Origin of the sequence: Sphingobacterium sp. LZ7M1 (assembly GCF_024296865.1) — a bacterium.
GTDB lineage: Bacteria > Bacteroidota > Bacteroidia > Sphingobacteriales > Sphingobacteriaceae > Sphingobacterium.
This window is the reverse complement of record NZ_CP101134.1, coordinates 551,202-575,291: the sequence shown is the minus strand read 5'-3', so window position 1 is coordinate 575,291 and position 24,090 is coordinate 551,202. Positions and strand designations below refer to the sequence as shown.

Sequence of the window (24,090 nt, the reverse complement as noted above, 5' to 3'; positions counted from 1 at the left end):
TGATAAGTTTTTAATTGTCCTTAAAATCCAACGTTTAATCCAAATGTGAATGTCCTTGCATTTGGTGCTTGGTTCTTGTCAATGCCTTGTCTGATTGCATTGTTACCATTGGTAGTAACATCTGGGTCATACCCAGTGTACTTGGTCCATAATGCTAGGTTTTGGCCACTGACATAAACACGAATGTTATTCAGCTTCATTTTGCTCACCAAAGTATTTGGTATCGTGTAGGAAAGCATCACATTCTTTAAGCGCAAGTAATCTGTCGAGGAAATATTATGTATTAAAGGCAATGTATTACCATTGGACACATTGTCGTTATTTACAACCCTTGGAATATCGGTCTGGTCCCCTGGATTCTGCCATCTACGCATCATATCCGCTGAATTGTTCCAGAACCGTAAGTCGCGCATAGTTCCTTGGTTACCATTCATCATATAGCCCCCCAATTGGTAGGTCAATAACACTGTCAGGTCAACACCTTTATAGTTAAAGCTGTTGGTCCATCCCCCAAACAACTTAGGAGCGGTTGGTTTATATGGTTTAGCATCATCAGACGGAGTAATAGCTCTAGCTCTGGTGCCATCCTCATATTCCCATTGGTATTTGACAGCATTGATCCCTGAAACATTCTGTTGATAGAATACTTTCTTGCCATCGCCATCAATGAAGATCCTTCTTCCTGTCTCAGGGTCCACACCAGCAGTTTCAATAGCATAGAGCATACCGGCAGGTTGTCCAGGTAAAGTAATCGTCATCCCATCCAAAGAACCTGAAATGATACTCGGCACGCCATTCGCCAATGTCAATACTTCATTATGGTTGGTAGTTAGGTTAAATGAGCTATTCCATCTGAAATCCTCTTTACGGACTGGAGCACCTCCAATAGTAAATTCAAACCCTCTATTATACATTTCACCAACGTTCTGCAGAATACTGTTTGAAGTACCATTAGGAATACCAACTGAAGGAGGTAGCGGCACCGCGAAGATCAAACCGTCGATAGAGTTTTTGTAATAACCGATCTCCCCTGTGATAGCTGAATTGAATAAGGCAAAATCCAACCCTATATCAAATTTCTTACTGGTTTCCCATTTTAGGTCAGGGTTTCCAGTTACCGAATAGGTTAAACCCGGTTGACCTCCATATAAGGTGGCAGAATAAGTATTGATCGCTCCAAAGTCTCCAAGTCCACCCACATTACCCACTTTACCATAACTGCTTCTCAACTTAAAGGCATTGATCTTTTGTCCCCATGAACTCGCTGACCAAAAAGCTTCCTTAGCAATGTCCCATCCACCGGAAACTCCCCAAAATGTACCTTTCTTATTGTTCAGTCCTAAAGCAGAATATTCATCCTGTCTTAAGTTGGCAGTAAAGAAGTACTTCTTTTGATAGTCATATTGCAAACGGGAAAACAAGGAGAACAGATAGTTATTGATTTCTTGGTTATCAGTTCTATAGTCAAAAACGTTTTGCCAACCACCCTGTATATTAGTGTAGTATGGATCCGTCTGGCCAGTTCTTTGCAAACCAAACATAGAACCTGTCGTTCTTTGTTGTTCTTGACCTAACAATAGATTAAAGCTATGTTTATCATAGTTCCGGTCGAATGTCAATGTATTTGTCCAAACCCAACGCTGGCGTTTAGAACTTACACTACTTGCAGAACCGTTGCTAGCTAATCCTTCTCCCGAAAGTGGTGAATAATAATTGTTATAATCTACGTTTCTATAATCGATTCCATAAACAGATTTATAGGTAATCCATTTCAAGGGTTTAATCTGCACATAGGCATTGGATTGCACATTATTTCCTGTATTATTTGAATAATTGTTCAGCAATGAAATCACTGGATTGTAGAAACCTAGTCTTGATTGATTCAAATGTCCTGTATTGTCCATTAATCCCAAGAAACCATTTGAAGTCACGTTAAAACTTCCGTCATTGTTATACGGACCGATGATAGGCGCTGAAATCAATGCTAACCGCGCCATCGCACCAGAAGATGAAGAAGACTGAAAACCACCTTGGCCACCTGCACCGGTAGACATTGCCGCCAAGTTGTTTTCATTGACATAGTTCAACTTAACGCCCAACTTTAACCAATCGGTAGTCGTATTGTCAATATTGAACATCGCTGACTTTCTATTGAAACCATTTTTCTGGAAGATACCCTCTTGATCGGTATATGCTGCAGAACCAAAATAATTGGTTTTCTCTGTTGCTCCAGAAATATTGATGTTATGTGAATGGGAAGTTCCGGTTTGATAGATGTAATCATACCAACGTGTGTCAATGGTATTTCCATTAGCATCCTTACTCAACCCGTAAAAGTTTTTAGTGTCATTAAAGGTCCCGTCGTTCCTTAATGCTTCGTTCTTGATTTCCACATATTGGGCAGCATTCAACAACTCCGGTAAACGGTTAGCGGTTGTATAACCCAACCAACCTTCATAATTAACTTTGGCAGAACCTCTTTTCCCTTTTTTAGTAGTGATAAATACCACCCCGTTGGCAGCTCGCGAACCGTAAATACTGGTTGCAGCAGCATCCTTAGCGATATCTATACTCTCAATATCGGCTGGATTGATTGCAGATAATGGATTGGAAGCCGCATAACTTGGTCCTGAATCGTCATTATCATTGAAGGCTGGAACCCCATCGATCACGACCAAAGGATAGGTACTTAATGATAGAGAGTTAGTTCCTCTAATCTTGAACACTGGAGCTTGATTCAGAACACCTGAACTGGTATTCACTTGAACCCCAGATGATCTACCGGCCAAGGAAGCATCAAAACTCTGAACGGGCAAGTTCCCCACATCATCCCCTTTTACAGATGTTAAACTTCCGGTCGTCTCCTTACGGCTTTGCGTTCCATAACCGATTACAACGACCTCATCCAATTCCTCATTGGACTCTGTCATCGTCAAATTGATTGGATTGGAATTCAATACGACATGCTCAATTGAGCTGTACCCCATTGAAGTCATTACCAAAACGGAATTTCTTGGAACTCGGAAAGTGAAATTTCCATTGGCATCTGTTGATGTACTGATGCTTTTGCCCTTGATGGTAATGGATACCCCAGCGATGGGAGCACCATTCTTGTCAGTAATTTTCCCTTTAATTTCAATTTCTTCCTGAAAAGAAATTACGTCGCTATTTATTCGCGCAAATGTATGCTCAGGATACACAAATAACGACAGGCATGTAAAGCCCATTAATGTCCATTTACTGGTAAACAGCAATGGTTTTGTCCAATTTTTTGGACAAGTGGTTAGTTTCATAAGTGAAATAATTTAGGTGCTAATTTTCATGATAGATTAATTCTAGAGAAGAATTAACCATCAAATTGGAGGTCGTTTCATATGCGGTAATTTCATAATTTGGTTTGTCAAATTTAATATTTATTAAAAAATTACCAATAAAATAAATGACAAAGTGCAATAATTATTGTAAAGATGCCTTTACAGTAATTTAACTATTACTACAATATTATTATTAGGAATATGCTAATAAGTTTTAGCTAGGATTAGTATTCATCAAGGATTGCAACGATCGGCTGCCTAATCCGAGTGCGGACTGGCTTATCATCCTTTATGGCTGCTTTCCATTTCGGGGATTTCTTGATGAGGCGCATGGTTTCTCGCGCAAATGAAGGACTGATTTTGGACTTGTTGACGATGTCGATATCGCATAATTCTCCATCTTCACAGACTGTAAATTCCAAGATGGCAGTCTGACGGAGACCATACTTCACATATTCAGTGCTGTCCATATCCCTGAAAACACCGGATAGGTTTAAGTTATTTTCCAAAAAGCGTTGCCATCCTATAGCTCCGCCAACAAACTGAGGAATAACATCCACTTCCCGCACGACACTGCTGTCCACAACCACTTCATTTTGGGCCTTTAAACTCCCAAAAGCAGAAAGAAACAGGATAACGATCGTGAAAAATATCTTCATAAGGGTCTTAAAATCAATACCTAAAAGGTAAGAAAAATTCAAGAATAACAGAAATTACTTTGCTAGATCAATATCGGAAAGAAATTCGCCTTGATCATCCGTAATGAAGCTCATAGGATTCTCAGGGTCCTTGATGATTTCAAATAAGGTATAGCCCCAGGGCTTCCAAAAACTTTCCAATACCTGTCCATAGGTCTTAGCCGTCCATTGATCAAAAATCGGCTTGAGGGTCCAATCATTCAAAGGCATTGGCTCCACGAAAACCTTCTCTGGAACTTCCATATAGGTATATTCGGGCAACCTGTTAAATAAATAAGCAGAATAGAAAAAGCGAGCACAGATCTCTTCAAATTGAACAGGGTGCAAAACCTTCCCCTTTATTTTTGCTAAAACCTCATCATGATAGATTTCATGCACACCATTATCTTGCATGGTCGCTATGATGGCAAAATCCTTCATACGGATCGAAAAGATCAAGGTATTGATCTCATCTCGGTACATAAAGGTTTCTGGAGTACTGTCAACAGGCAACACTAAAATTGTAAAGGGGTTTTTATGTTCAAACTCCATCGGAGTGATCAGCGATTGCAACATAAAATGCAGGTTCTTGAACTTATGTACCAATGCTTGGGAAAAATTCAACTGCTCTCCGGAAAGGAAAGCCTGCCTAATCCCTACTTGGATCTCGTTGAATACCACACCGTACAGGATTTTACCAACCCATTGAAAAAGGGTCAGCTGATCCAGCTCTTTTAAAGCCGTGTAGCCAATGTTCACTGCATCCTCCACCTTTCTCTCTACCTCTGCGATGACTGCCGCCACCTCAGCCGAACATGGCAATTGCAACTGCTTGTAAGTCACCAAACTCTCATCCAACAACTTAAACGGCTTATCTTCCAAATCAAAGATGCGCATCATCCAAACAGGGAATACCTGAATCTTTTCATCTTCCGACTCCAATGCTTTTCCTGACAAGAAGCAAGTTTTGTTATCAAATTTAAAATCCAAAAAGGGATTATAGAGTTTATTTGCCATAAGCTGCAAAGGTAACACAAAACTTATAGATGGAAAACCATGCTGCTACAATTGACCGCAACATGACTTAGAGGAAATCAGGACAATTAAAGGAGAAAATTTCGAATGGGAAAATTGAGCTCAGCAGCTTTATTCCAAACCATAAAATGCCCGCCCCCTTTTACCCGAATGCTATAGTCTACGTTCTGGATTGGAATCAATCGATCTTTATCACCATGGATATGCAGACAGTTAACAGGAACATGACTGTTCTCCCAATTGACGATCTTGTCCACGGCCCATTTTTGAAAGTCCGGATCTGTATCTGCCAACATCGTATCAAACAGGAATTGTTCTTCATCCGACTTCAGTCCAAAGAGCCAATACAGAACTTTGGAATTCGCAAATCTCGATTGGTTTCCAGAAAACAATTTGTGCAGAGAAAGGAATTTGGAAACGCCCAAGACCTTCGGTAATTCATCCTTGGTCTTCGCCGAAGAAATTAAAATGGTTTTCTTGAAATCATAGTATTTTGAGAGCTCAGCAATGCACATTCCACCAAAAGAAAGTCCCAGTACATTTGCTCCCTGTTTGGGAATCTGATAATGCTCGGCAAGCCTGAACACATAACTTTCCAATGCTTCTGCAGGTCTTGGTTTTAACCAGTCCACATAAACCACCTGCATCCCTGAAAAATCAAGTTTTTCAAAGACCCGACGATCCGCTCCTAAACCAGAGAAAACATAGATAGTGTCCATCTATCTAAGTTAAGGAAATCAACCAATATTTACTTTAAAGTTTTCGAAAAGCAAAGGCGCGGAAACAACCTGCCCATCCTGTCCCTTCAGTCCTTTTAGTACCGAAGTTTTCCCTTTCTCCAACAGGTTCTTCATCTCCTTTTCATCGAGGAAAACACCATTTAGCGTACGCCAAATCTTAAAGTCACATCCCCTCGCATAATGGTCACACTGGGCAACCTTATCATACAGTTGCACCTGGCCAGGCTTGCATTTAGGGCATTTGATCTTTCCTTTTTGCAAAGGTTTCAGTTCCTCATGGGCAATGGCTACCCGCAATTGCAAAAGCTCTTTCGTGATCTTTTCCGTATAATCTTTGATATGTTTCATGAACACATCATAGCTCACCTTGTTCGCTCGCATTTCTTCAAGCTTCTGCTCCCATTTACCTGTCAGGGTAACTTTCGCAATGGAGCGATCCTTGATCAGGAAATAAACCGAAAGGCCCTTCTCCGTTGGGATCAATTTTTTCTTGTCCCTTTTGATATAATCCCGTTGAAACAAGGTCTCGATGGTTGCAGCACGGGTTGCAGGCGTACCCAAACCACAGTCTTTCATGGCTTGGCGCATCTCCTCATCCTCGATTTCCTTACCAGATGTCTCCATCGCTTTCAATAAGGAGGCTTCCGTATGGATAGGTCTTGCCTTGGTAAATCGCTCTGCCAATTCCAAGGTCAATACTTCAAGCATTTCCTCTATGCTCAATTTTGGTAACTGGGCATTTTCATTGTCTTGGTCATCCGTGTTTTTATCCTCATCTGGCAATTCAACCTGGTCTGCAGATAATCGCCAACCATATTGTCTGATCACGGTTCCCTTGGCAATCAATTCCACCCCCGCAGCGTCAATTGTCACTGTCGTGATATCCTTTAAACAGACCTCCGAGAAACTTTCTACCATACGTTTAGCGATCATATTGTAGATGTTCTGCTGGTCCATAGGCATTGGACCCGGTTTTTCATCGGTTACCAATAAGGCATGGTGATCCGTCACCTTTTTATCGTCGACCGATCGCTTGTTCAGCTTGGCGCCTATCAGGTTCTTACTGATGACGGCAATCTGTTCCTGTGCGGTGTCCGCTAAATGCTGGAAGAGCTCCTCAATTTTTTCAAAAACATCTTCACCGATATACCTGGAACCTGTACGGGGATAGGTAATTACTTTTTTCTCATATAAAGTTTGGGCAATACTCAAGGTTTGGTCTGCTGAATAGCCGTATTTCTTATTGGCATCCTGCTGAAGGGAAGTCAAATCAAATAACAGTGGTGGTTGCTCCTTCGTTTCCTTGGCCTCTACATTCTTGACCATCGCCTGCATCCCAACCTGTAGTTTGGCAACAGTTTCCTCGGCCACTTCCTTCTTATCGATTTTATTCGAAGTAGCTTTAAACTGAATGCCCTCTTTCTCAAAACCGGCCTGGATTTTATAGAAAGCCTGAGGCTTAAAATCTTTGTTCTCCAGATATCGCGAACAGATCATCGCAAGGGTTGGGGTCTGCACCCTACCTAAAGATAGGAGCCCTCTATTCCCTGCAGCTAAGGTCAATGCTTGGGTTGCATTGATACCGATCAACCAATCCGATTCAGATCTTGACCTGGCCGACATATATAAACTGTCGTATTCTACACCCTCCTTCAGGTTGGCAAAACCTTCTTTGATGGCTTTATCCGTCTGCGAGGAAATCCACAGCCTTTTAAAAGGCACATTGGACCTCAAGTAATAATAGATATTCCTGAAAATCAATTCTCCTTCTCGCCCAGCATCCGTTGCCACGATGATCTCTTCGGCTTGGGCCAACAAAGCCTTAATTGTATTCAATTGCTTCAAGGCACCCAAATCATCCATTTGTTTGCCATCTCTCTTGACTTTCTTCACCTCCAAGGCAAATTGCTCGGGAATGATCGGCAAGTTGGAAATGGACCAATTATGGAAGCCATAGGCTTGCGGAGTACACAGTTGGACCAAATGGCCAAATGCATAAGTAAAGGCATAGCCATTCCCCGAAATATATCCATCCTTAACCTCTTTCGCGCCCATCACCCTGGCCAAATCTCTCGCTACAGAAGGTTTTTCAGCTATTACTACTTTCATTCAATACTTTATATTGGCCTTCAATCGAAAGCCATATCACATCTTAAATCTAACGAAAAATGAAATTTTTATTCCAAGGAAGCTATAGAAATCCCTTGGATCTTACGGTACAGTTCCACTGCATATACATCCGTCATCCCGGAAACAAAATCAAGGACAGCACGGATCTTGGAATAGGTATCATCCTTATCCGTATGGAACTGCTCAGGAATCATCGCCACCAACTTTTTGTCAAACATGGATTTGTTAGACTTCAGATAGGCTGGCACAAACTCTTCCAATAAAGCATTCATCACCTTGAAACCTGCGATTTCAATCTGCACCACCGTAGGTGCATTGTAAATACGTGCAACGGAAATCTTCGAGATTACCTTCATATGCTGCACGATTTCCGGATCCAGCGCATCCATCAGCGGTTTCTCAAAGGTACCCTTCAAGAATTGCTCTTGGTTTTCTACAAAAACCTTTGCACAGGCCCAAATCAGGGTGTTGATAGCTTTTGCCCTCAATAATGAAACCCGACTTGCGGTATCACCCAGTGAATCCAATCTCTCCCTTAAATCTTCCCCAGCACAAAGCGGCAGGAGCAATTCCTCCACTTCCTTGTACGAAAGGATCTTCAGGTGATGGGCATCCTCCAGGTCAATGATATTATAACAGATATCATCAGCTGCCTCAACCAGGTAAACCAATGGATGGCGCAAATAGCCATTAGGATTTGAAGGGTCCCTTTCCAAGCCTAATTCCAAGGCAATCTTTTCAAAACTCGCTTTTTCAGAATCGAAAAAGCCATATTTCTTTCTATGGTGAGAGCCTTTCACATGTCCATCAATTGCTAAACAAGGATATTTAACGATGGAAGCCAAGCTCGTATAGGTCAAGGCAAATCCCTTGGGGTCTTTCCCATTGTATGCATGGGTCAAAATCCGCAAGGCATTGGCATTCCCTTCAAAATGAATCAGATCTTCCCACTGCTCCTTGCTGACCATCTCTTTGTACTTCTGCCCTTTCCCTTCGGTAAAGAAGGTGGAAATGGCAGCTTCCCCAGAGTGTCCAAATGCAGGGTTCCCTAAATCATGAGACAGACATGCTGCCGACACAATATTCCCCACCTCCTGCAAAAAAGGTGCTTCTTCATCAATATTAGGATTCTCCTGCTTCAACATGTTGTAAAACAAACGCCCTAAGGATCTTCCTACCGATGCAACCTCTAGGCTATGGGTCAAGCGGTTATGAACAAAAACAGCTCCCGGCAAAGGGAATACCTGCGTCTTGTTCTGAAGCCTACGAAATGGTGAAGAAAAGATCAAACGATCATAATCCCGCTGAAATTCAGAACGAGCATCAAATTGATCATTGTTCGCACGACTTTCATAGCCCCAGCGCTTTGCCGATATCAGTTGTTTCCAATTCATGTAAAATCTCAGATTTTGAATGGCAAATATACCATTTTAAAAATTTCAAGGACCCTATGTAGATGGATTAGTCCTTAATTATTACAGCCAATAATTCGTTGTCATAGGTAATTATCAGTCCAGATCCTCACTGCTCCTATTTCTTGTCATCATTCCAAACAAAAGATTCAGGACATACACAAATTGCATGACCAGCAACATAATAAAGGAGCCTACATAAAACTGTTGGATCTTGTAAAACCGCTCTACCTCAGCCAGGTTTGAGGCTTTACCGGAAACCTGGGATTCAATATTCCCAAAATAAACCCTTTCCACAAATCCCCAGGTCCATAAATTAACAATGAGACATAAGAAACTGATCAAATGCATGATGCTCCAAGTTTTGGAATAGAGCATCTGCTCCGTAAAATAGTATAAGCCGGCAAAAATCAGCCCCAGTAAACCTAAAAACTTAAAAAGCGAAATAGATGAAATAATAAAGAAGGTATCGTAGGTATTTATCGTAATGGAGGAGTACTTTGCCGGCACAAATACCGCAAAGGCAAGAACCAAAATTCCGACAGCAAGAAATAATAACGAAACCTTAAACATAACACTGATTTCCAACAAAATAATAAAATCTCATCGATTTTTAAAATACGATTATGAACTAAAAAATAAATAATAAATGAATCGCTGGGAACCAAAAGAACGTCAATGAACAGGTATTTACCATTCCTTTTCCTTAGTTCTTTGGAACGCCCCCCTTTATTATTATCTTTAACAGAAGCAATTAAAACATAATGACGACTTATAAACTCCCTCTTCCTAAAGACTTTGAAGGTAAATTGAATGGTAAAAACACCCATCTTATCACCCTTACCAACCGAGCTGGAATGCAAATCGCATTGACCGATTATGGCGCTAGACTGGTAAGTGCATTGGTTCCCGACAAAAATGGTGACCTGATCGATGTGATATTAGGGTTTGACAGCATTCAAGGTTACCTTCAGGCAAAGCAGTTTTATCATGGAGCTACAGTTGGCAGATTCTGCAACCGTATTGCCAACGGAAAATTCTCCCTCGATGGAAAGGAATACAGCTTAGCACAGAACAATGGCAGCAACTGCCTGCATGGAGGAGTCGACGGTTTCCACAACCGTGTATGGGACAGACAGGTGAGCTTCAATAAATTAGTCGATTTCTATTATGTTTCCCCTGATGGCGAGGAAGGCTTCCCTGGTGAGCTAAAGACAACCGTCTCCTACGAGTTGAGCAATGAGAATGAAATCATTATTAAGTATAGAGCTACCACAAATGCCCCTACGGTCCTCAACTTGACCAACCATGCTTATTTCAATTTAAATGGCGAAGGAAACGGTGATACCTTGAACCATGAAATCAGCATTCTTTCGGATGAGTTCCTTCCGCTCAATGAAAACCAAATCCCAACGGGTGATATCTACCCAGTGGAAGGTACTGCTTTCGACTTCCGCCAACCCAAACTTTTGGCTACAGATATCAATAGCCAAGAGGAACAGATCCAGATCGCCAATGGTTATGACCATAGCTTCATCAATAAACAACCCATCAGCGAACCCATTGCCAAAGCCTTCTCAAAAGAGTCCGGCATAGAACTCCAGGTTTTCAGCACCGAACCGAGCCTGCACCTCTATAGCGGAAACTTCCTCGACGATGACCAAGGGAAATCCGGCAAAAAGTACCTGCGCTATGGTGGCCTTTGCTTCGAAACCCAACATTATCCCGATAGTCCTAACCAAGAAAAATTCCCTTCGGTGAAACTGAATACAGGAGATGTTTTCGAAAGCGAAACAAGATATAAGTTCTGTATAAAAAAGTCTTAAGACTTTTTAAGAGATATAAGACAATAGACACAAGACATAAGACCTACTGGCGTCTTCTTTTTTTACTGAATCAGGATAACCCAACTTTATTATTACCCCCTTAAAGAAAGTATTTAACATAAAAAAGACATTAAACCTGTCCAGGTCTAATGTCTTATGTCTTGTGTCTTATGTCTCTTATTTACTGCGCCAAAAGGCTTTCCAAGGCAGCATCTACTTTTTCGAAGCCAAAATCAGCTTTCACTTCTTTAAACATTCTTTGGATCTGATCATTGCAAAGGTTGCCGATACTTCCTTCATGGGTATGGTTAACTTCTTTTGCTGGCTGGAATTTTCCTTCTTCGATGTCCAGACCGATTTTGCGGTAGGCTTCGCGGAACGGAACTCCGTTCAACACTTCATTATTTACGACTTCAACAGAGAATAAATAATCATATTTCGGATCATCCAGGATATTATCCTTGATCGAAATATTCTCCAACATATATTTAGCGATAGCCAAGCAATCATTCAGGGATTGGAATGCAGGAAAAAGATTTTCTTTTAACAGCTGCAGGTCACGATGGTATCCAACCGGAAGGTTGGTGGTCATCATGGCAATTTCATTTGGCAATGCCTGGATCTTATTGCAACGCGAGCGGATCAATTCGAACACATCGGGATTCTTTTTGTGTGGCATTATAGAAGAACCTGTTGTCAGGTGTGCCGGAAAGGAAATAAACCCAAAATTCTGATTGATAAAAAGGGTAACATCCATGGCAAATTTTGCCAAGGTCGCTGCAATCGAACTCATGGCCTGTGCCAATATCCGTTCGGTTTTCCCCCTGCCCATCTGTGCATAGACCACATTGTAGTTAAGGTCCTCAAAGCCAAGCAAGTTGGTCGTCATCATTCTGTTCAATGGAAAAGATGATCCATAGCCCGCTGCTGAACCCAACGGGTTTTTGTTGCAGACATTCCAAGCCGCTTTCAACAGTTGCAGATCATCCACGAGGCTTTCTGCATAGGCCCCAAACCATAATCCAAAGGAAGATGGCATGGCAATCTGAAGGTGCGTATAGCCCGGCATCAGTACCGATTTGTATTGATTGCTTAAGCTGATCAACTGATCGAACAGTTCTTCCGTATTCTTAAAGATGCTCTCGATTTCAGACCTGAAATATAATTTTAGGTCCACTAAGACTTGGTCATTTCTGGAACGGCCAGAATGAATCTTTTTCCCGGCCTCACCGATGCGTTCGGTCAGCATCATTTCTACTTGGGAATGCACATCTTCGACGCTGTCCTCAATTTTGAAATTTCCGGCCAATATTTCTCTGTAGATATTCTTGAGTTCTTTTTGCACATCCTCCAAGTCTTGGTCGGTCATCAATCCAATGCTGTTCAGCATTTTGGTATGGGCCAAAGAACCAAGAACATCGGCGGCTGCCAGGTTCATGTCCATTTCACGGTCTTGTCCTACGGTAAAGGTTTCCACAAAGGAATCTACATCAATATTTTTTTGCCAAATCTTCATGTTCAAAATCTTGTCGAACAAAAGTACCAATATATAGGGAAAATGCAAGGCAACAAGGGACTGGCCTGATTAGTAATTTCCAGAATTATTACAATGATTTATCCATTTCAGCCAATTATTTTTTTTGACATTCAATAATTTTTTTAGAAAAATGCATGAATTTTCTGTGCCTTTTTGGTTAATTTTTGAAGAACATCGTTAGGATTTCCTCCAAAAACAAAATGTTAAATTTTGTTAAAGCTTTTCCGTTTTAGCACACTAAAAAACAAGCATTTATCTTTCGATAGGTTCACAATTTTTGAATTTAATTTATTAAGAAACGATGAATAAATCATGAAGAAATAGGACAAAAAATAGCTTTTGTCAATTAAGTAATCACTTACTTTTTTTTAAAAAACATCTTGTCACATCGTAATTAAAGCTCTATGTTTGTGATGTAAAGGGGAATGAATGATATTAATAAGTGAGCTTCCACTCACGTTTAATAGCCAACTACAAATTACTAAACATGATAGACCGGAAAGTCTTAAAACTACGAAAAGAATTATTCTATCCAATTATAAACTAATTTTGATTAAAGACTTGTCACCATGCCCACGACAAGTCTTTTTTTATGCCTTTTTTCGCCGATATTTTCGAATGCAATATTCGGGTGAAAACTTGCTTTCATTCGAGACATATTCGGGAAATCCATGGACTGTATACGGTACATTTTGCGAAATTTCGGAATGTGTCTCGAATGAGGTCAATATGATGGCTCAAATATATCTTCTACCTTTCTTCCAAGCTGGAAGATTTGCTGAAAAATATTCCAGCCCCGTTAGGGTTGGCCGTTTACAGTCCATCTTTCTTCATTGATTTCATTCCCGCTGGACTACGTCGACAAGTTAAGGTTTTTTTTCATGCTGAGGTTCATCCGAAGTATCTCATCATGCAAGATTTCAAAATCAAAAACATCATGTATTGTATTGGCTTACAGTCACTTTGCCTTCAGCAAGGAATGACAAGGCTTTAGGAAGAAGAACCGTAAAGATTCTTTACGAATTGTTCGGAATCAGTTATTCGCTAAAGAGGGATTCTTCGCGTTGCTCTGAATCTATTTTTTATTTTTTTTAAGGATCGTTGTCATTCCGTAATCGTAAGATGAGGAAACTATTTTTTATTGCTTTGGCCCAATATGAGGGAATTATTAAAAAATATTTCACCTCCGCTAAGGGTTGGCCAATTCAATCAATCAATTTCTACAAAGATATCACCTCTTCCAGGGGTTCCCAATTTATACAAACAACCATCCTTCCGCAGGAAGTCCTTTAGCAATCGGCTCATTTCCTTGACGGAAAAATGATTAGAATGCCGTTGCCCTGTGCGATGGGATTGGCCTTGGAATGCTTTCAAAAGATCCTCCCATCCCCTGTTGGCGAGCGGAGTCGAGCCACATCCTGGTTCAAAAATAGCACTCAAAACACCTCCTTCGCTTGATCGCCAAAGGTTCTTCCAAACATATACTAGTTTATAGAAAAGCCCTATATTTGTAAGAGGAAATGCAATGCAGCTTTCCGCAATCAAATCAAAAGATGGGAACAGAAAGTAAAAGACAACAACGATTTGCTGGAGTAATACAACAAGATCTTGCAGAAATGTTTCAACGTGAGGGCAACTCTTGGGCTCCCGGTGCTTTTATTACCGTTACCAGGGTACGTGTCACTCCTGACTTGGCCATAGCTAGGGTTTATTTGAGCTTCTTGAACACCAAAACTGCCAAGGCAGACATCGATAGCATCAAATCAAAGACTAACGAGATACGCTATAAATTGGGAGCACGGATCAAGAACCAAGCCCGCATCGTTCCACAGTTGGAATTCTTCCTAGATGATACCAACGAATACGTAGAACATATGGACAAGATCTTTGATGAAATCAGCAAGGAACCAAGACAGCCTGAATAGGCAAATCGCTATAGCATGCCGTACTTGTTGGATGAAAACAGATTGGTTTTCCCCCACCCTTCCCTAGCCGATGAAGACGGACTTCTGGCAATTGGTGGCGACCTCAGTGTTGACAGATTGATGTTGGCCTATGAAAACGGCATCTTTCCATGGTACAATGAGGACAGTCCAATATTATGGTACGCACCATTGGAAAGGTTTGTTTTAAGGCCTTCAGAAATGAAGGTTTCCAAAAGCTTGAAGCAGGTCATCAGGTCAAACAGATTTAAAGTTAGCTTTGATACGGATTTTAAAGCTGTCATCGAGACCTGTGCCGATATCCCTAGAAAGGATCAGGATGGGACCTGGATCGTTTCAGATATGCAGAAAGCCTATCTACAGTTGCATGAAGAAGGCTATGCACATAGCGTGGAAGTTTGGCAAGATGATACTTTGGTGGGTGGACTATATGGCGTAAAAATTGGCCATGTTTTCTGCGGAGAGAGTATGTTCTCCTTGGCCCCAAACGCATCAAAGGTTGCCTTATTTCACTTAGCTAAAAATTTTGGGCTTGAATTAATCGATTGTCAGATCCCCTCAGATCATTTGCGCAAAATGGGGGCAGAAATGATCAGTCAACATGAATATTTATCCATTCTAGACGAACAAGAAATTTTGCCTTATGACTTTGAAGGAACACTTTAACCTTCCAAATGATGTTGTTTATCTCAACACACCTGGCAATGGATTGTTGCCGAAGGTAACCTTGGATTGGAGGAAGACCTGGGAGCAGGAATTCTTTGATATCAATTCTAATCTAAGGGATGAACAGCCGGAGTTTATCAATGGAGTTCGGGAGACCGTTGCGGATTTTTTCGGAACAAAAGCAGCGAACACCTTCTTGACCCCTAATTTCTCATTTGGATTTTCCACCTTGGTGGACCTGCTGCCCAAGGACCTGAGCTATTTGGTCCTGGAAGATGAATACCCATCCCTACAATACCCCATAGTCAACAGAAAATTGAAACATACCTCTGTTGCTGTATCGGCGAATGTGGAAGATGAGCTTCAAAAAGCTATTGAGAAGCACAATCCGGATGTTTTGATCCTGAGCTTGGTGCAGTACATATCAGGACTGATGATAGACTTAGATTTTATCAAAAGGATAAAGGCTGAATACCCTAATCTCTGGATCATTGCTGATGGTACCCAATTTTTAGGAACAGGTCCTTTTAATTTTCAGGATTCGGGGATTGATGCCTTGGGGGCTTCTGGTTATAAATGGCTCTTGTCAGGATTTGGGAATGGTTTTATGCTGATCAGCGATGGCTTGAAACTGATGCTGGAAGACCTGAAAGCTGAGGTTCCACTGCCTGAGGTTGCAATGTGGAAACACAAGAGCATCTTGGACACCTTTTTTGAACCTGGTCATCAGGATACCCTAAGCCATGGAACTTTGAAGAGCAGTCTAACTTTCTTGAAAGCACAAGGATTAGAAAATATACAGCAACACATCAAGGAGCTATCGGATGAGGCATACCGACTGTTATTGGAAAGGGATTTGATCCTACCTTATATAGCAGAGCGCTCGGTTCGTTCTTCCTTGATAAATGTGCAGCTCCCTCAGGAGCTTTACCCAAACCTGATGAACATGGGCGTGAAATGTTTTCCGCGTGGAACCGGGATTAGGATAGGAATACACCTTTATAATGATTTAAAGGATATTCATAATTTTGTTAATATTATTGAGAGTTTACGATGAAATTTAAAATAGGAGATTTAGTCAGGTTTGTTGATGAACCCATTGAGGGCCATATTACCGCTTTTTTGAGCAACGGACTTGTTGGGGTGACGGATGACACTGGCTTTGAGATTCCGGTGATGCAAGATAAGATCACCCTAGTCCATGACAACATGCGTATGGAGGAGGATGAGGAACCAACCCAGGTGGTTCAGACGGGGAAATTTATCGAAAAGGGCATATACTTAGCCCTGACCGGTGAACAGAAGGAAGGATTGGTCAAATTCTTTATTGTCAATGAGACTTCCTTTGAATTGTTGGTTACAGTATCTGAATCTGTAGGAAACAAAAGAACAGGGATATTCGCCAATATCGTCCCTGCACGTGAATATAACCAGTTCTATACAGGCAATTTCTCCGCCATCAACAAATGGCCTAATCTGGAATTCCAGATCTTAAGGACCTCAAGAAGACAACACAACGCGTTCCCTCCCATCGAAAAGTCAATCAAGGTAAAACCCCTTGATCTGATCAATTCAAAAGAGAATCTGGAAGTTTTGCCAGAAAAGGCATGGATCTATGAACTGGACAAAGTGGAGGAAAATATTGGTTTAGATAAATTGAAACAGCATTTTATCTCGCATAGGCCGGGGTAGACAGGAGACAATACATATCAGACATCAGGCCCTCGCGCATTAGAGGGGGTTGATTCATTATCCTATGTCGTTGAAGGGGAATATCGAATGGGTTGAACCAGGATTGAAGGGATGGGAGGATAGACCAAGATCAAAATTCCCGTATATATTCGGCATATCTGACAGGAGCGTATTGCATACGTCCGTAACATACTAGCCAGTAAACCATTTTTTTAATTTTAGAGATATAACCCCTTTTGGGGTTCCATTATTTTAGCAGACATGGCGCGTTAGCCTGGAGGTAGCGCAAAAACGATGTTCGATTAATCGAACATCGTTTTTGCATTAACCCTATATTGTTCAATACCTTCATGCTAAAATAATTCATCCCCGATGGGGATTTATGGCGATTAGAAATATCTTCTGGTAAATAAATCTGGGCATGAATGGTTAGAACCACAATTCTACCAAACTTGTAATTGGTACGAAGGAAGACTCTCTGAAAAATGCTGATTTAATGGTAAAAATGATAAGATTTATATCAACGTACTGTTTCTTTACCTTCGATAAAGGGGGACAAAATCTAGGGTTAGTGAACCGTACAGATTCTTCACTATTCGTTCAGAATTGGAATTGTAATAAGAGGGATTCAGAGCGAAGTGAAGAATCTATTTCTTTTTTTTATGAGGATTTTGTCATCGTGAGCACAGCGAACGAACTATTTTCCTTCTAAAAGATGATGTGCAGAAAAAGATTTCATCCCCTGCTGGGGGTTCTATCCCCTATTCGGTCTAAGATCTTGATCCATTCAAGCCTAATAATAAATCTTACCTATTCAATGCCATTCAGGTAGGCGAATGAAAAATTCTTATGTCTACTGTCTTATGTCTACTGTCTATCTTCCACTGTCTTATGATTCTTCTTCCCTACAGAAAACAGAATCAACAAGGCTCCGAACAGCAACACTCCCCAGCCCCATTTGATATTAAGGGTTTTGGAAAGCAGCCCATCGATTAATTTTAGGCCGAGGTAATTGTTGATCTGGAAAAACACCAATATAAAAGAAAGGACTATCCATCCGATGAGCACCCAGGCAGCAATCCGGAAGGGACTTAATTTACGCATAAAGAAAAGCAGGACACATAGGCCGAGCAAACCATTTGTGATCATGAACAAGGCGGTATCAACTTGATAAAGATTCCAATTTGCCTGCAGTGGAACTTTCAGGAATGGGCAGAATATTGCAGAAAAAAACACCACAAAAAATCCTATTAATGCCAAAGGTTTGTTTAAACTTCTCATGATAAAAATTATAGTTCAAAGATGAACATTTGACGGGATTTAGGAAAGAAAATTTGGGATTTAAACTGAATAAAGGCAGAAAAAATGCATGATTTATCGATAATCGTTAAGTATAAACTGTAATTAATGTCATTTATTATCCGCATTAGAAATGATTGTCATCACAATATTAGCGCTTTAACAAACCTATAACACTGTACATCAGATTGTTAACATATTTTTAACACTATTTATAATCGTTCTAAATTCACTGTATTGACACATTCTTGACAATAGCAACGCTGTTTTAATCTACATTTGCAGTACAAAATTATTGGAGAAATAATTAGGCTTTGAAGAATTTAAAAGTTATAGCGTTTACCCATAAACATGTCGATCTAAAAGATTTGGGGAATCTGGTGATATGCAATGAAGAATTGGATAGTCGCCTTATTAACCTAAAAAACAATTTAGATATTCCTGAGATATTCTATATCGGTACTTGTAACCGTGTGGAATTTGTGTTCTATGGAGCGCATGAGTTGAACGATGATTTTGTAGTGCAGTTTTTAGACAGCATGAATTTCTGTGTTCCAGAGGAGCGTATGCAATGTTACTTGGGACAGGTCAACAGATATTCAGGTCTTGACGCCTTGAACCACCTATTCCGCACTTCATGTTCCATGGAGAGTTTGGTAGTTGGCGAAAAAGAAATCCTAGCTCAGATCCGTCGTGCTTACGACCGTTGTAAAGCGGCGGGGTTTACGGGAGATTTCCTGAGACTGATGATGGACCGCTTGGTAAAAACCGCAAAAGAAGTCTATACCTACACCAATATTTCACGCAATCCTATTTCAGTAGTATCCCTAGCTTATCGCAAGCTTCGTGAGGTGAAATTAAAGGACAACCCTAGGATCTTGGTCATTGGATCTGGGGAGACCAACCAAAATTTAGCAAAATACCTTAAAAAACATAAGTACAGTAATTTCACTATTTTCAATAGAACAGTTGCCAATGCGCAGGCATTAGCTGAAGAATTGCAGGCGCCTGTTTATCCTTTGAGCGAATTGAAGAATTACAAAAAGGGATTTGATATGATGATTACCTGTACGGGTGCCCCTGAAGCCATTATCCACGAAGATCTTTACGAGTCTTTATTGAATGGTGAGGAGGATAAAAAGGTAATTGTTGACTTAGCCATTCCAAATGATATTGATGCAGCTGTGATTGCAAAACACCAAATCCACTACATCGAAGTAAGCAGCTTGCAACAGATCGCGGAGAAGAATATCCAAGAGCGTTATGCAGAGCTGGATAATGCTGAAAAAATCATTGAGCAAAACATCAAAGAATTCTTACCGATCCTGAAACAACGTCGCGTTGAGGTTGCTATGAAGGAGGTTCCTGAGAAAATCAAGGAAATCAAAGCCATGGCTTTATCGGAAGTATTTGCCAATGAAGTTGAGCAACTGGACCCACAAGCACGTGAAGTGCTGAATAAGGTCATCAACTATATGGAAAAGAAATATATCAAAGTTCCTATGGTGATGGCGAAAGAGATCTTGGTTAAATCTGCCGAATCAGAAAGCAATTAATATTAAATTTTCTTAAAAATATTCTGATTCTGACATTAAATCATCAGAATTAAGAGGCTATTTCCTTAAATTTGCCTCCGGATTATTCATTTGTAAATCTTTGAACGTGAACAGAAAACTAATTATCGGTACCCGTGGAAGTGAATTGGCACTATGGCAAGCAAACTTTGTAAAGGATCGATTAGCCGAAATATCAATCGAAGCTGAATTAAAAATCATCAAAACCCAAGGGGATATTGTTCAGCATTTAAGACTAGACAAACTTGAAGGAAAAGGATTCTTCACAAAAGAGTTAGAAGAAGAATTGTTGTCTGGCCAAATTGATCTGGCAGTTCATTCACATAAAGATTTACCCACGGTAAATCCTCCAGGATTGATCATTGCGGCAGTTTCAGAACGTGAAGACCCATCGGAATTATTGATTATACACAAAGATTGTGTCGATATCACCAAGCGTCTTTCCTTAAAACATAATGCATCGGTTGGAACCTCTTCTAACAGAAGAAAAGCACAACTCCTATCTCTACGTCCGGACCTCGAATTTGAAGATCTTCGTGGAAACCTTCAAACCCGTGTTCAGAAATTACGTGATGAGAAATATGATGCCATTGTATTGGCTAAGGCTGGGATTGCAAGGATCAACATGGAGCTTTCGGATTTCCATTTGGAGGAGATCGCACCTGTAGAAGTTGTGCCTGCTCCTGCACAAGGGGTATTGGCCATACAGATTCGTGAAAGTGACCAAGAACTGTTTGACATCTTACAACAGATCAACGACAAAGAGGTAGCTGAAGCTATTTCAGTAGAACGTAAAGTTTTGAATTTGTTCGATGCAGGTTGTCATGCACCTCTAGGCAGCTATTGCCGTAAGAAAGATGGCATATTCCAATCTTGGACTTCTATTGCAGATACCAACGAAGACTTTCCTGACCGTGTGTTCTTGGAGTCTGAGACGACAGAGGGAATGGCAGAGAAGATTTTCGCAAAATACCAAAAGGACAGAAAATTACCTTCTTCGGTATTTATCACTAGGGATCTTGCTGAAAATTCGTATTTAGCCCGTTTCCTTAAGAAACATGATATTCAGGTAGACGCCAGATCATTGATCCGCATTTTCCCTACCATCAATAAATTAGATTCCTTCATTTTGAAGCGAGCAGATTGGATCTTCTTCAATTCCAAAAATGCCATTGAACATTTCTTCAAATTGGAACCTTGGATCCTGAAGAAAACAAAGATCGGTGTCTTAGGAAGAGGTTCGGAAGATACTTTGCGCAAATTCAACCGTATTGCTGATTTTTCAGGTGATAACTTAGGTATCGATACGGAAGGAATAGCACAGGAGTTTGCGAAGTTGGTGGATGGTCAGACCGTATTGATCCCACGCGCTGAAGGTTCTTTGCAAACAATCCAGAAAGCATTGACTGAAAATACCAAAATCATCGATATGCCAATCTATGAATCGGTAATCGAAGAAGAAGTGGATAAGAGCAATGCCCAAGTATTGATCTTTACCAGCCCAAGCAATGTGGAAGCTTATTTCCGGGAGAACTTGGCGGATCCTGATCAAAAGATTATCTGTATCGGTTATTCTACAGCCAAAGCTATTGAAGCATTAGGCTTAAAATATACCCTTCCATTCACGCCAGACGAAATTGGATTGGCGGAAGCTGTATTCGGATTAGATTATTAGAAAAAATATAGCGAAGGGGGAATTATCCCCCTTTGCTCTTACATAAAAAAACAAAAACATGTTACACCGTCCTAGAAGAAACAGAAAATCAGCTGTAATCCGCGACATGGTTCAAGAGAACCATCTGTTTGCTGCCAACTTGATTTTCCCATTGTTTATTGTAGATGGAGACAACCAAAAAGTTGAAGTATCCTCCATGCCTGGTATCTACCGCTATTCAATCGATAATTTATTGCGTGAGGTAGAAAGCTGTATGAATTTAGGCTTGAAAGTCTTCGATCTATTCCCAGCTGTGGAAGAATCCCTAAAAGATAAATATGCTACAGAAAGCTACAGAAAAGGCACATTATACTTAAAAGCTATTGAAGCGGTTAAGAAAAACTTCCCTGAAGCTTGTGTAGTTACCGATGTGGCGATGGACCCTTATAGTTCTGATGGTCATGATGGGATTGTTGAAAATGGAGAGATCCTGAACGACGAAACTTTAGAAGTATTGGGTAAAATGGCGTTGGCACATGCAGAAAGTGGTGCTGATATCATTGCTCCATCGGATATGATGGACGGAAGAATTGGTTACCTACGTAATATTTTGGACGAGAACGGATTCAGCAATGTGTCATTGATGTCCTATACGGCAAAATATGCATCGGCATATTATGGTCCTTTCCGTGATGCCTTAGGTTCTGCCCCTAAAAAAGGCGATAAAAAAACCTATCAGATGAACCCTGCAAACAGCAAGGAGGCCTTGATCGAAGCTCAGTTGGATACCCAAGAGGGAGCTGACTTCTTGATGGTAAAGCCAGGATTGCCCTATTTGGACGTCATCAAGTTGTTGAGCGATAATTTTGACCTACCGATTGCAGCATACAATGTTTCCGGTGAATATGCCATGTTGAAAGCTGCCATCGCAAATGGTTGGTTGAGCGAGCAGGTTATCTTGGAAACCCTGATGAGTTTCAAGCGAGCAGGAGCGACATCGATCTTGACCTACCATGCAAAAGAAGTTATTGAAAAAGGCTGGGTAAAATAGACCATAAATCAATTATTTGGCTATTTTTGTAAGCCTATAAAGCGACCATTAAAATATTTTTTCTACAAAATGGAACATACACGAATTAAAGAATTATTAAAATCAGAGGATTTCGGAAAAGAAGTTATTGTTAAAGGGTGGGTTCGTACCTTCCGTAACAATCAATTTATAGCTATCAATGACGGATCTTCAATCAATAATATTCAAGCGGTCATTGATTTTGAAAACACATCGGATGCAATCCTAAAAAGGATTACTACCGGTGCGGCTGTGCGTGTAAAAGGAAATTTGGTAGAATCATTGGGTAAAGGACAGAAAGTAGAGATCAAAGCAACCGATGTTTCTATCATTGGAGACTCGGATCCTGAAAAATTCCCTTTGCAACCGAAGAAACATAGCTTGGAATTCCTTCGTGAGATTGCACATTTGCGTTTCCGCACCGGAACTTTCAACGCCATCTTCAAAGTACGTAATGCCCTGGCATTTGCAGTAAACAAGTTCTTCCAAGAACGTGACTTCGTTTATATGCATACGCCAATCATTACCGGTTCAGATGCTGAAGGTGCTGGGGAAATGTTCCGTGTTACAACTTTGGACCTGAACAATATTCCACGTACAGAAAACGGTGATGTCGATTTTAAAGAAGATTTCTTCGGAAAATCTACTAACCTGACTGTTTCTGGACAGCTTGAAGGTGAGTTGGCGGCATTGGCTTTTGGAAATATCTATACCTTCGGCCCTACTTTTAGAGCTGAAAACTCCAATACGACACGTCACTTGGCTGAATTCTGGATGATCGAGCCGGAAATGGCTTTCTATGAATTGGAAGACAACATGGATCTTGCTGAAGATCTATTGAAATATGTTATCCGTTATGCTTTGGAGCAATGTCCGGAAGAGATTGAATTCTTGAACAACCGTTTATTGGAGGAGGAGAAATCTAAACCTCAGAACGAACGCTCTGAATTGAACCTGATCGAGAAACTAAACTTTGTCATCAACAATGATTTTGAGCGCGTGACTTACACGGAAGCCATCGAGATCTTGTTGAGAAGCAAGCCTAACCAGAAGAAACAATTCAAATACCTGATAGAAAGTTGGGGTGCCGATCTACAGTCGGAGCATGAGCGTTTCTTGGTTGAAAAGCATTTCAAAAAACCTGTCATCCTTACTGATTACCCAAGAGAGATCAAATCTTTCTACATGAAACAGAACCCAGTAGATGCTAACGGAAGACAAACCGTTCGCGCCATGGATATCTTGTTCCCAGGAATCGGTGAAATGGTTGGCGGTTCACAACGTGAAGAAAACTTGGAAAAACTGATCACCAGAATGGGTGAGGTTGGAATTCCTACAGAAGAGATGGAGTGGTTCTTGGATACCCGCCGTTTTGGCTCGGTTCCTCACTCTGGCTTTGGAGTTGGATTTGAAAGGTTGGTATTATTTACCACTGGGATGACCAATATCCGTGATGTCATTCCTTTCCCAAGAACACCAAATAACGCAGAGTTTTAAAAACTAGATAAATTTAAAAAACCGT

18 protein-coding genes are annotated in these 24,090 nt (G+C 40.8%); 9 read left to right on the top strand and 9 right to left on the bottom strand.

What is annotated here, in order from left to right; genetic code table 11:
* Positions 1 to 20 precede the first annotated feature (20 nt).
* The 7 genes from NMK93_RS02445 to NMK93_RS02415 form a co-directional block, all read right to left on the bottom strand.
* Positions 21 to 3,293, bottom strand: a complete 3,273-nt coding sequence (locus NMK93_RS02445) for a TonB-dependent receptor (RefSeq protein WP_185211211.1) — start codon at positions 3,291 to 3,293, stop codon at positions 21 to 23.
* A 245-nt stretch (positions 3,294 to 3,538) separates the two neighbouring features.
* Entirely contained in the window at positions 3,539 to 3,973 is a 435-nt protein-coding gene (locus tag NMK93_RS02440; RefSeq protein WP_254526472.1) for an energy transducer TonB, read from the bottom strand.
* A 54-nt stretch (positions 3,974 to 4,027) separates the two neighbouring features.
* Positions 4,028 to 5,008, bottom strand: coding sequence for a hypothetical protein (locus tag NMK93_RS02435; protein ID WP_254526473.1), 981 nt, complete (start codon positions 5,006 to 5,008; stop codon positions 4,028 to 4,030).
* A gap of 86 nt (positions 5,009 to 5,094) precedes the next feature.
* Positions 5,095 to 5,745: an alpha/beta fold hydrolase gene (locus NMK93_RS02430; protein WP_185215949.1), complete on the bottom strand. Its 651-nt coding sequence runs from the start codon at positions 5,743 to 5,745 to the stop codon at positions 5,095 to 5,097.
* A gap of 18 nt (positions 5,746 to 5,763) precedes the next feature.
* Positions 5,764 to 7,875 carry a type IA DNA topoisomerase gene (locus NMK93_RS02425; protein WP_254526474.1) on the bottom strand — a complete coding sequence of 704 codons (2,112 nt, stop codon included), beginning with the start codon at positions 7,873 to 7,875 and terminating at the stop codon, positions 5,764 to 5,766.
* A gap of 68 nt (positions 7,876 to 7,943) precedes the next feature.
* On the bottom strand, positions 7,944 to 9,290 hold the full coding sequence (locus NMK93_RS02420; RefSeq protein WP_254526475.1) for a deoxyguanosinetriphosphate triphosphohydrolase: 1,347 nt from the start codon (positions 9,288 to 9,290) through the stop codon (positions 7,944 to 7,946).
* Between the two features lie 114 nt (positions 9,291 to 9,404).
* Positions 9,405 to 9,881, bottom strand: a complete 477-nt coding sequence (locus NMK93_RS02415) for a hypothetical protein (protein ID WP_254526476.1) — start codon at positions 9,879 to 9,881, stop codon at positions 9,405 to 9,407.
* 191 nt (positions 9,882 to 10,072) lie between these two features.
* Between NMK93_RS02415 and NMK93_RS02410 the strand changes: the two genes are divergently transcribed.
* A complete protein-coding gene (locus NMK93_RS02410) occupies positions 10,073 to 11,134 on the top strand; it encodes an aldose epimerase family protein (RefSeq protein WP_254526477.1) in 1,062 nt (353 codons plus the stop codon).
* A 181-nt stretch (positions 11,135 to 11,315) separates the two neighbouring features.
* On the opposite strand, the gene argH is transcribed toward NMK93_RS02410, so the two are convergent.
* Positions 11,316 to 12,650 carry an argininosuccinate lyase gene (gene argH, locus NMK93_RS02405; protein WP_254526478.1) on the bottom strand — a complete coding sequence of 445 codons (1,335 nt, stop codon included), beginning with the start codon at positions 12,648 to 12,650 and terminating at the stop codon, positions 11,316 to 11,318.
* A 1,574-nt stretch (positions 12,651 to 14,224) separates the two neighbouring features.
* Here argH and rbfA point away from each other — a divergent pair.
* The 4 genes from rbfA to NMK93_RS02385 are packed head-to-tail and all read left to right on the top strand — an operon-like array spanning position 14,225 to position 16,972.
* Positions 14,225 to 14,596 carry a 30S ribosome-binding factor RbfA gene (rbfA, locus tag NMK93_RS02400; protein ID WP_185211221.1) on the top strand — a complete coding sequence of 124 codons (372 nt, stop codon included), beginning with the start codon at positions 14,225 to 14,227 and terminating at the stop codon, positions 14,594 to 14,596.
* A gap of 15 nt (positions 14,597 to 14,611) precedes the next feature.
* Positions 14,612 to 15,280, top strand: a complete 669-nt coding sequence (aat, locus tag NMK93_RS02395) for a leucyl/phenylalanyl-tRNA--protein transferase (RefSeq protein ID WP_254526479.1) — start codon at positions 14,612 to 14,614, stop codon at positions 15,278 to 15,280.
* Complete coding sequence (locus tag NMK93_RS02390) at positions 15,258 to 16,337, top strand: aminotransferase class V-fold PLP-dependent enzyme (protein WP_254526480.1); 1,080 nt, start codon at positions 15,258 to 15,260, stop codon at positions 16,335 to 16,337. Before aat ends, NMK93_RS02390 begins: the two co-directional genes overlap by 23 nt.
* A complete protein-coding gene (locus NMK93_RS02385) occupies positions 16,334 to 16,972 on the top strand; it encodes a hypothetical protein (protein ID WP_254526481.1) in 639 nt (212 codons plus the stop codon). The genes NMK93_RS02390 and NMK93_RS02385 overlap by 4 nt, the downstream gene beginning before the upstream one ends.
* An 867-nt stretch (positions 16,973 to 17,839) precedes the next feature.
* On the opposite strand, the gene NMK93_RS02380 is transcribed toward NMK93_RS02385, so the two are convergent.
* Positions 17,840 to 18,253, bottom strand: a complete 414-nt coding sequence (locus tag NMK93_RS02380) for a hypothetical protein (protein ID WP_185211225.1) — start codon at positions 18,251 to 18,253, stop codon at positions 17,840 to 17,842.
* Positions 18,254 to 18,585: 332 nt separating this feature from the next.
* On the opposite strand from NMK93_RS02380, the gene hemA reads away from it, so the two are divergent.
* The 4 genes from hemA to asnS all read left to right on the top strand — a co-directional run bounded on the left by hemA (position 18,586) and on the right by asnS (position 24,065).
* Entirely contained in the window at positions 18,586 to 19,827 is a 1,242-nt protein-coding gene (hemA, locus tag NMK93_RS02375) for a glutamyl-tRNA reductase (RefSeq protein WP_254526482.1), read from the top strand.
* 106 nt (positions 19,828 to 19,933) lie between these two features.
* Positions 19,934 to 21,520, top strand: a complete 1,587-nt coding sequence (gene hemC, locus NMK93_RS02370; RefSeq protein WP_254526483.1) for a hydroxymethylbilane synthase — start codon at positions 19,934 to 19,936, stop codon at positions 21,518 to 21,520.
* A 58-nt stretch (positions 21,521 to 21,578) separates the two neighbouring features.
* Positions 21,579 to 22,550 (top strand): porphobilinogen synthase, encoded by a 972-nt coding sequence (gene hemB / locus NMK93_RS02365; protein ID WP_254526484.1) that lies wholly within the window; start codon positions 21,579 to 21,581, stop codon positions 22,548 to 22,550.
* Positions 22,551 to 22,619: 69 nt separating this feature from the next.
* Positions 22,620 to 24,065 (top strand): asparagine--tRNA ligase, encoded by a 1,446-nt coding sequence (asnS, locus tag NMK93_RS02360; RefSeq protein WP_254526485.1) that lies wholly within the window; start codon positions 22,620 to 22,622, stop codon positions 24,063 to 24,065.
* Positions 24,066 to 24,090: the final 25 nt, after the last annotated feature.

Bases quoted from the DNA above. Each gene is read 5' to 3' on its own strand.
- rbfA (WP_185211221.1), top strand. From the start codon at position 14,225: ATGGGAACAGAAAGTAAAAGACAACAACGATTTGCTGGAGTAATACAA.
- NMK93_RS02440 (WP_254526472.1), bottom strand. From the start codon at position 3,973: ATGAAGATATTTTTCACGATCGTTATCCTGTTTCTTTCTGCTTTTGGG.
- NMK93_RS02410 (WP_254526477.1), top strand. From the start codon at position 10,073: ATGACGACTTATAAACTCCCTCTTCCTAAAGACTTTGAAGGTAAATTG.
- aat (WP_254526479.1), top strand. From the start codon at position 14,612: ATGCCGTACTTGTTGGATGAAAACAGATTGGTTTTCCCCCACCCTTCC.
- NMK93_RS02390 (WP_254526480.1), top strand. From the start codon at position 15,258: ATGACTTTGAAGGAACACTTTAACCTTCCAAATGATGTTGTTTATCTC.
- NMK93_RS02445 (WP_185211211.1), bottom strand. From the start codon at position 3,293: ATGAAACTAACCACTTGTCCAAAAAATTGGACAAAACCATTGCTGTTT.
- NMK93_RS02430 (WP_185215949.1), bottom strand. From the start codon at position 5,745: ATGGACACTATCTATGTTTTCTCTGGTTTAGGAGCGGATCGTCGGGTC.
- NMK93_RS02385 (WP_254526481.1), top strand. From the start codon at position 16,334: ATGAAATTTAAAATAGGAGATTTAGTCAGGTTTGTTGATGAACCCATT.
- hemB (WP_254526484.1), top strand. From the start codon at position 21,579: ATGTTACACCGTCCTAGAAGAAACAGAAAATCAGCTGTAATCCGCGAC.
- NMK93_RS02420 (WP_254526475.1), bottom strand. From the start codon at position 9,290: ATGAATTGGAAACAACTGATATCGGCAAAGCGCTGGGGCTATGAAAGT.
- NMK93_RS02425 (WP_254526474.1), bottom strand. From the start codon at position 7,875: ATGAAAGTAGTAATAGCTGAAAAACCTTCTGTAGCGAGAGATTTGGCC.
- asnS (WP_254526485.1), top strand. From the start codon at position 22,620: ATGGAACATACACGAATTAAAGAATTATTAAAATCAGAGGATTTCGGA.
- NMK93_RS02415 (WP_254526476.1), bottom strand. From the start codon at position 9,881: ATGTTTAAGGTTTCGTTATTATTTCTTGCTGTCGGAATTTTGGTTCTT.
- NMK93_RS02380 (WP_185211225.1), bottom strand. From the start codon at position 18,253: ATGAGAAGTTTAAACAAACCTTTGGCATTAATAGGATTTTTTGTGGTG.
- NMK93_RS02435 (WP_254526473.1), bottom strand. From the start codon at position 5,008: ATGGCAAATAAACTCTATAATCCCTTTTTGGATTTTAAATTTGATAAC.
- argH (WP_254526478.1), bottom strand. From the start codon at position 12,650: ATGAAGATTTGGCAAAAAAATATTGATGTAGATTCCTTTGTGGAAACC.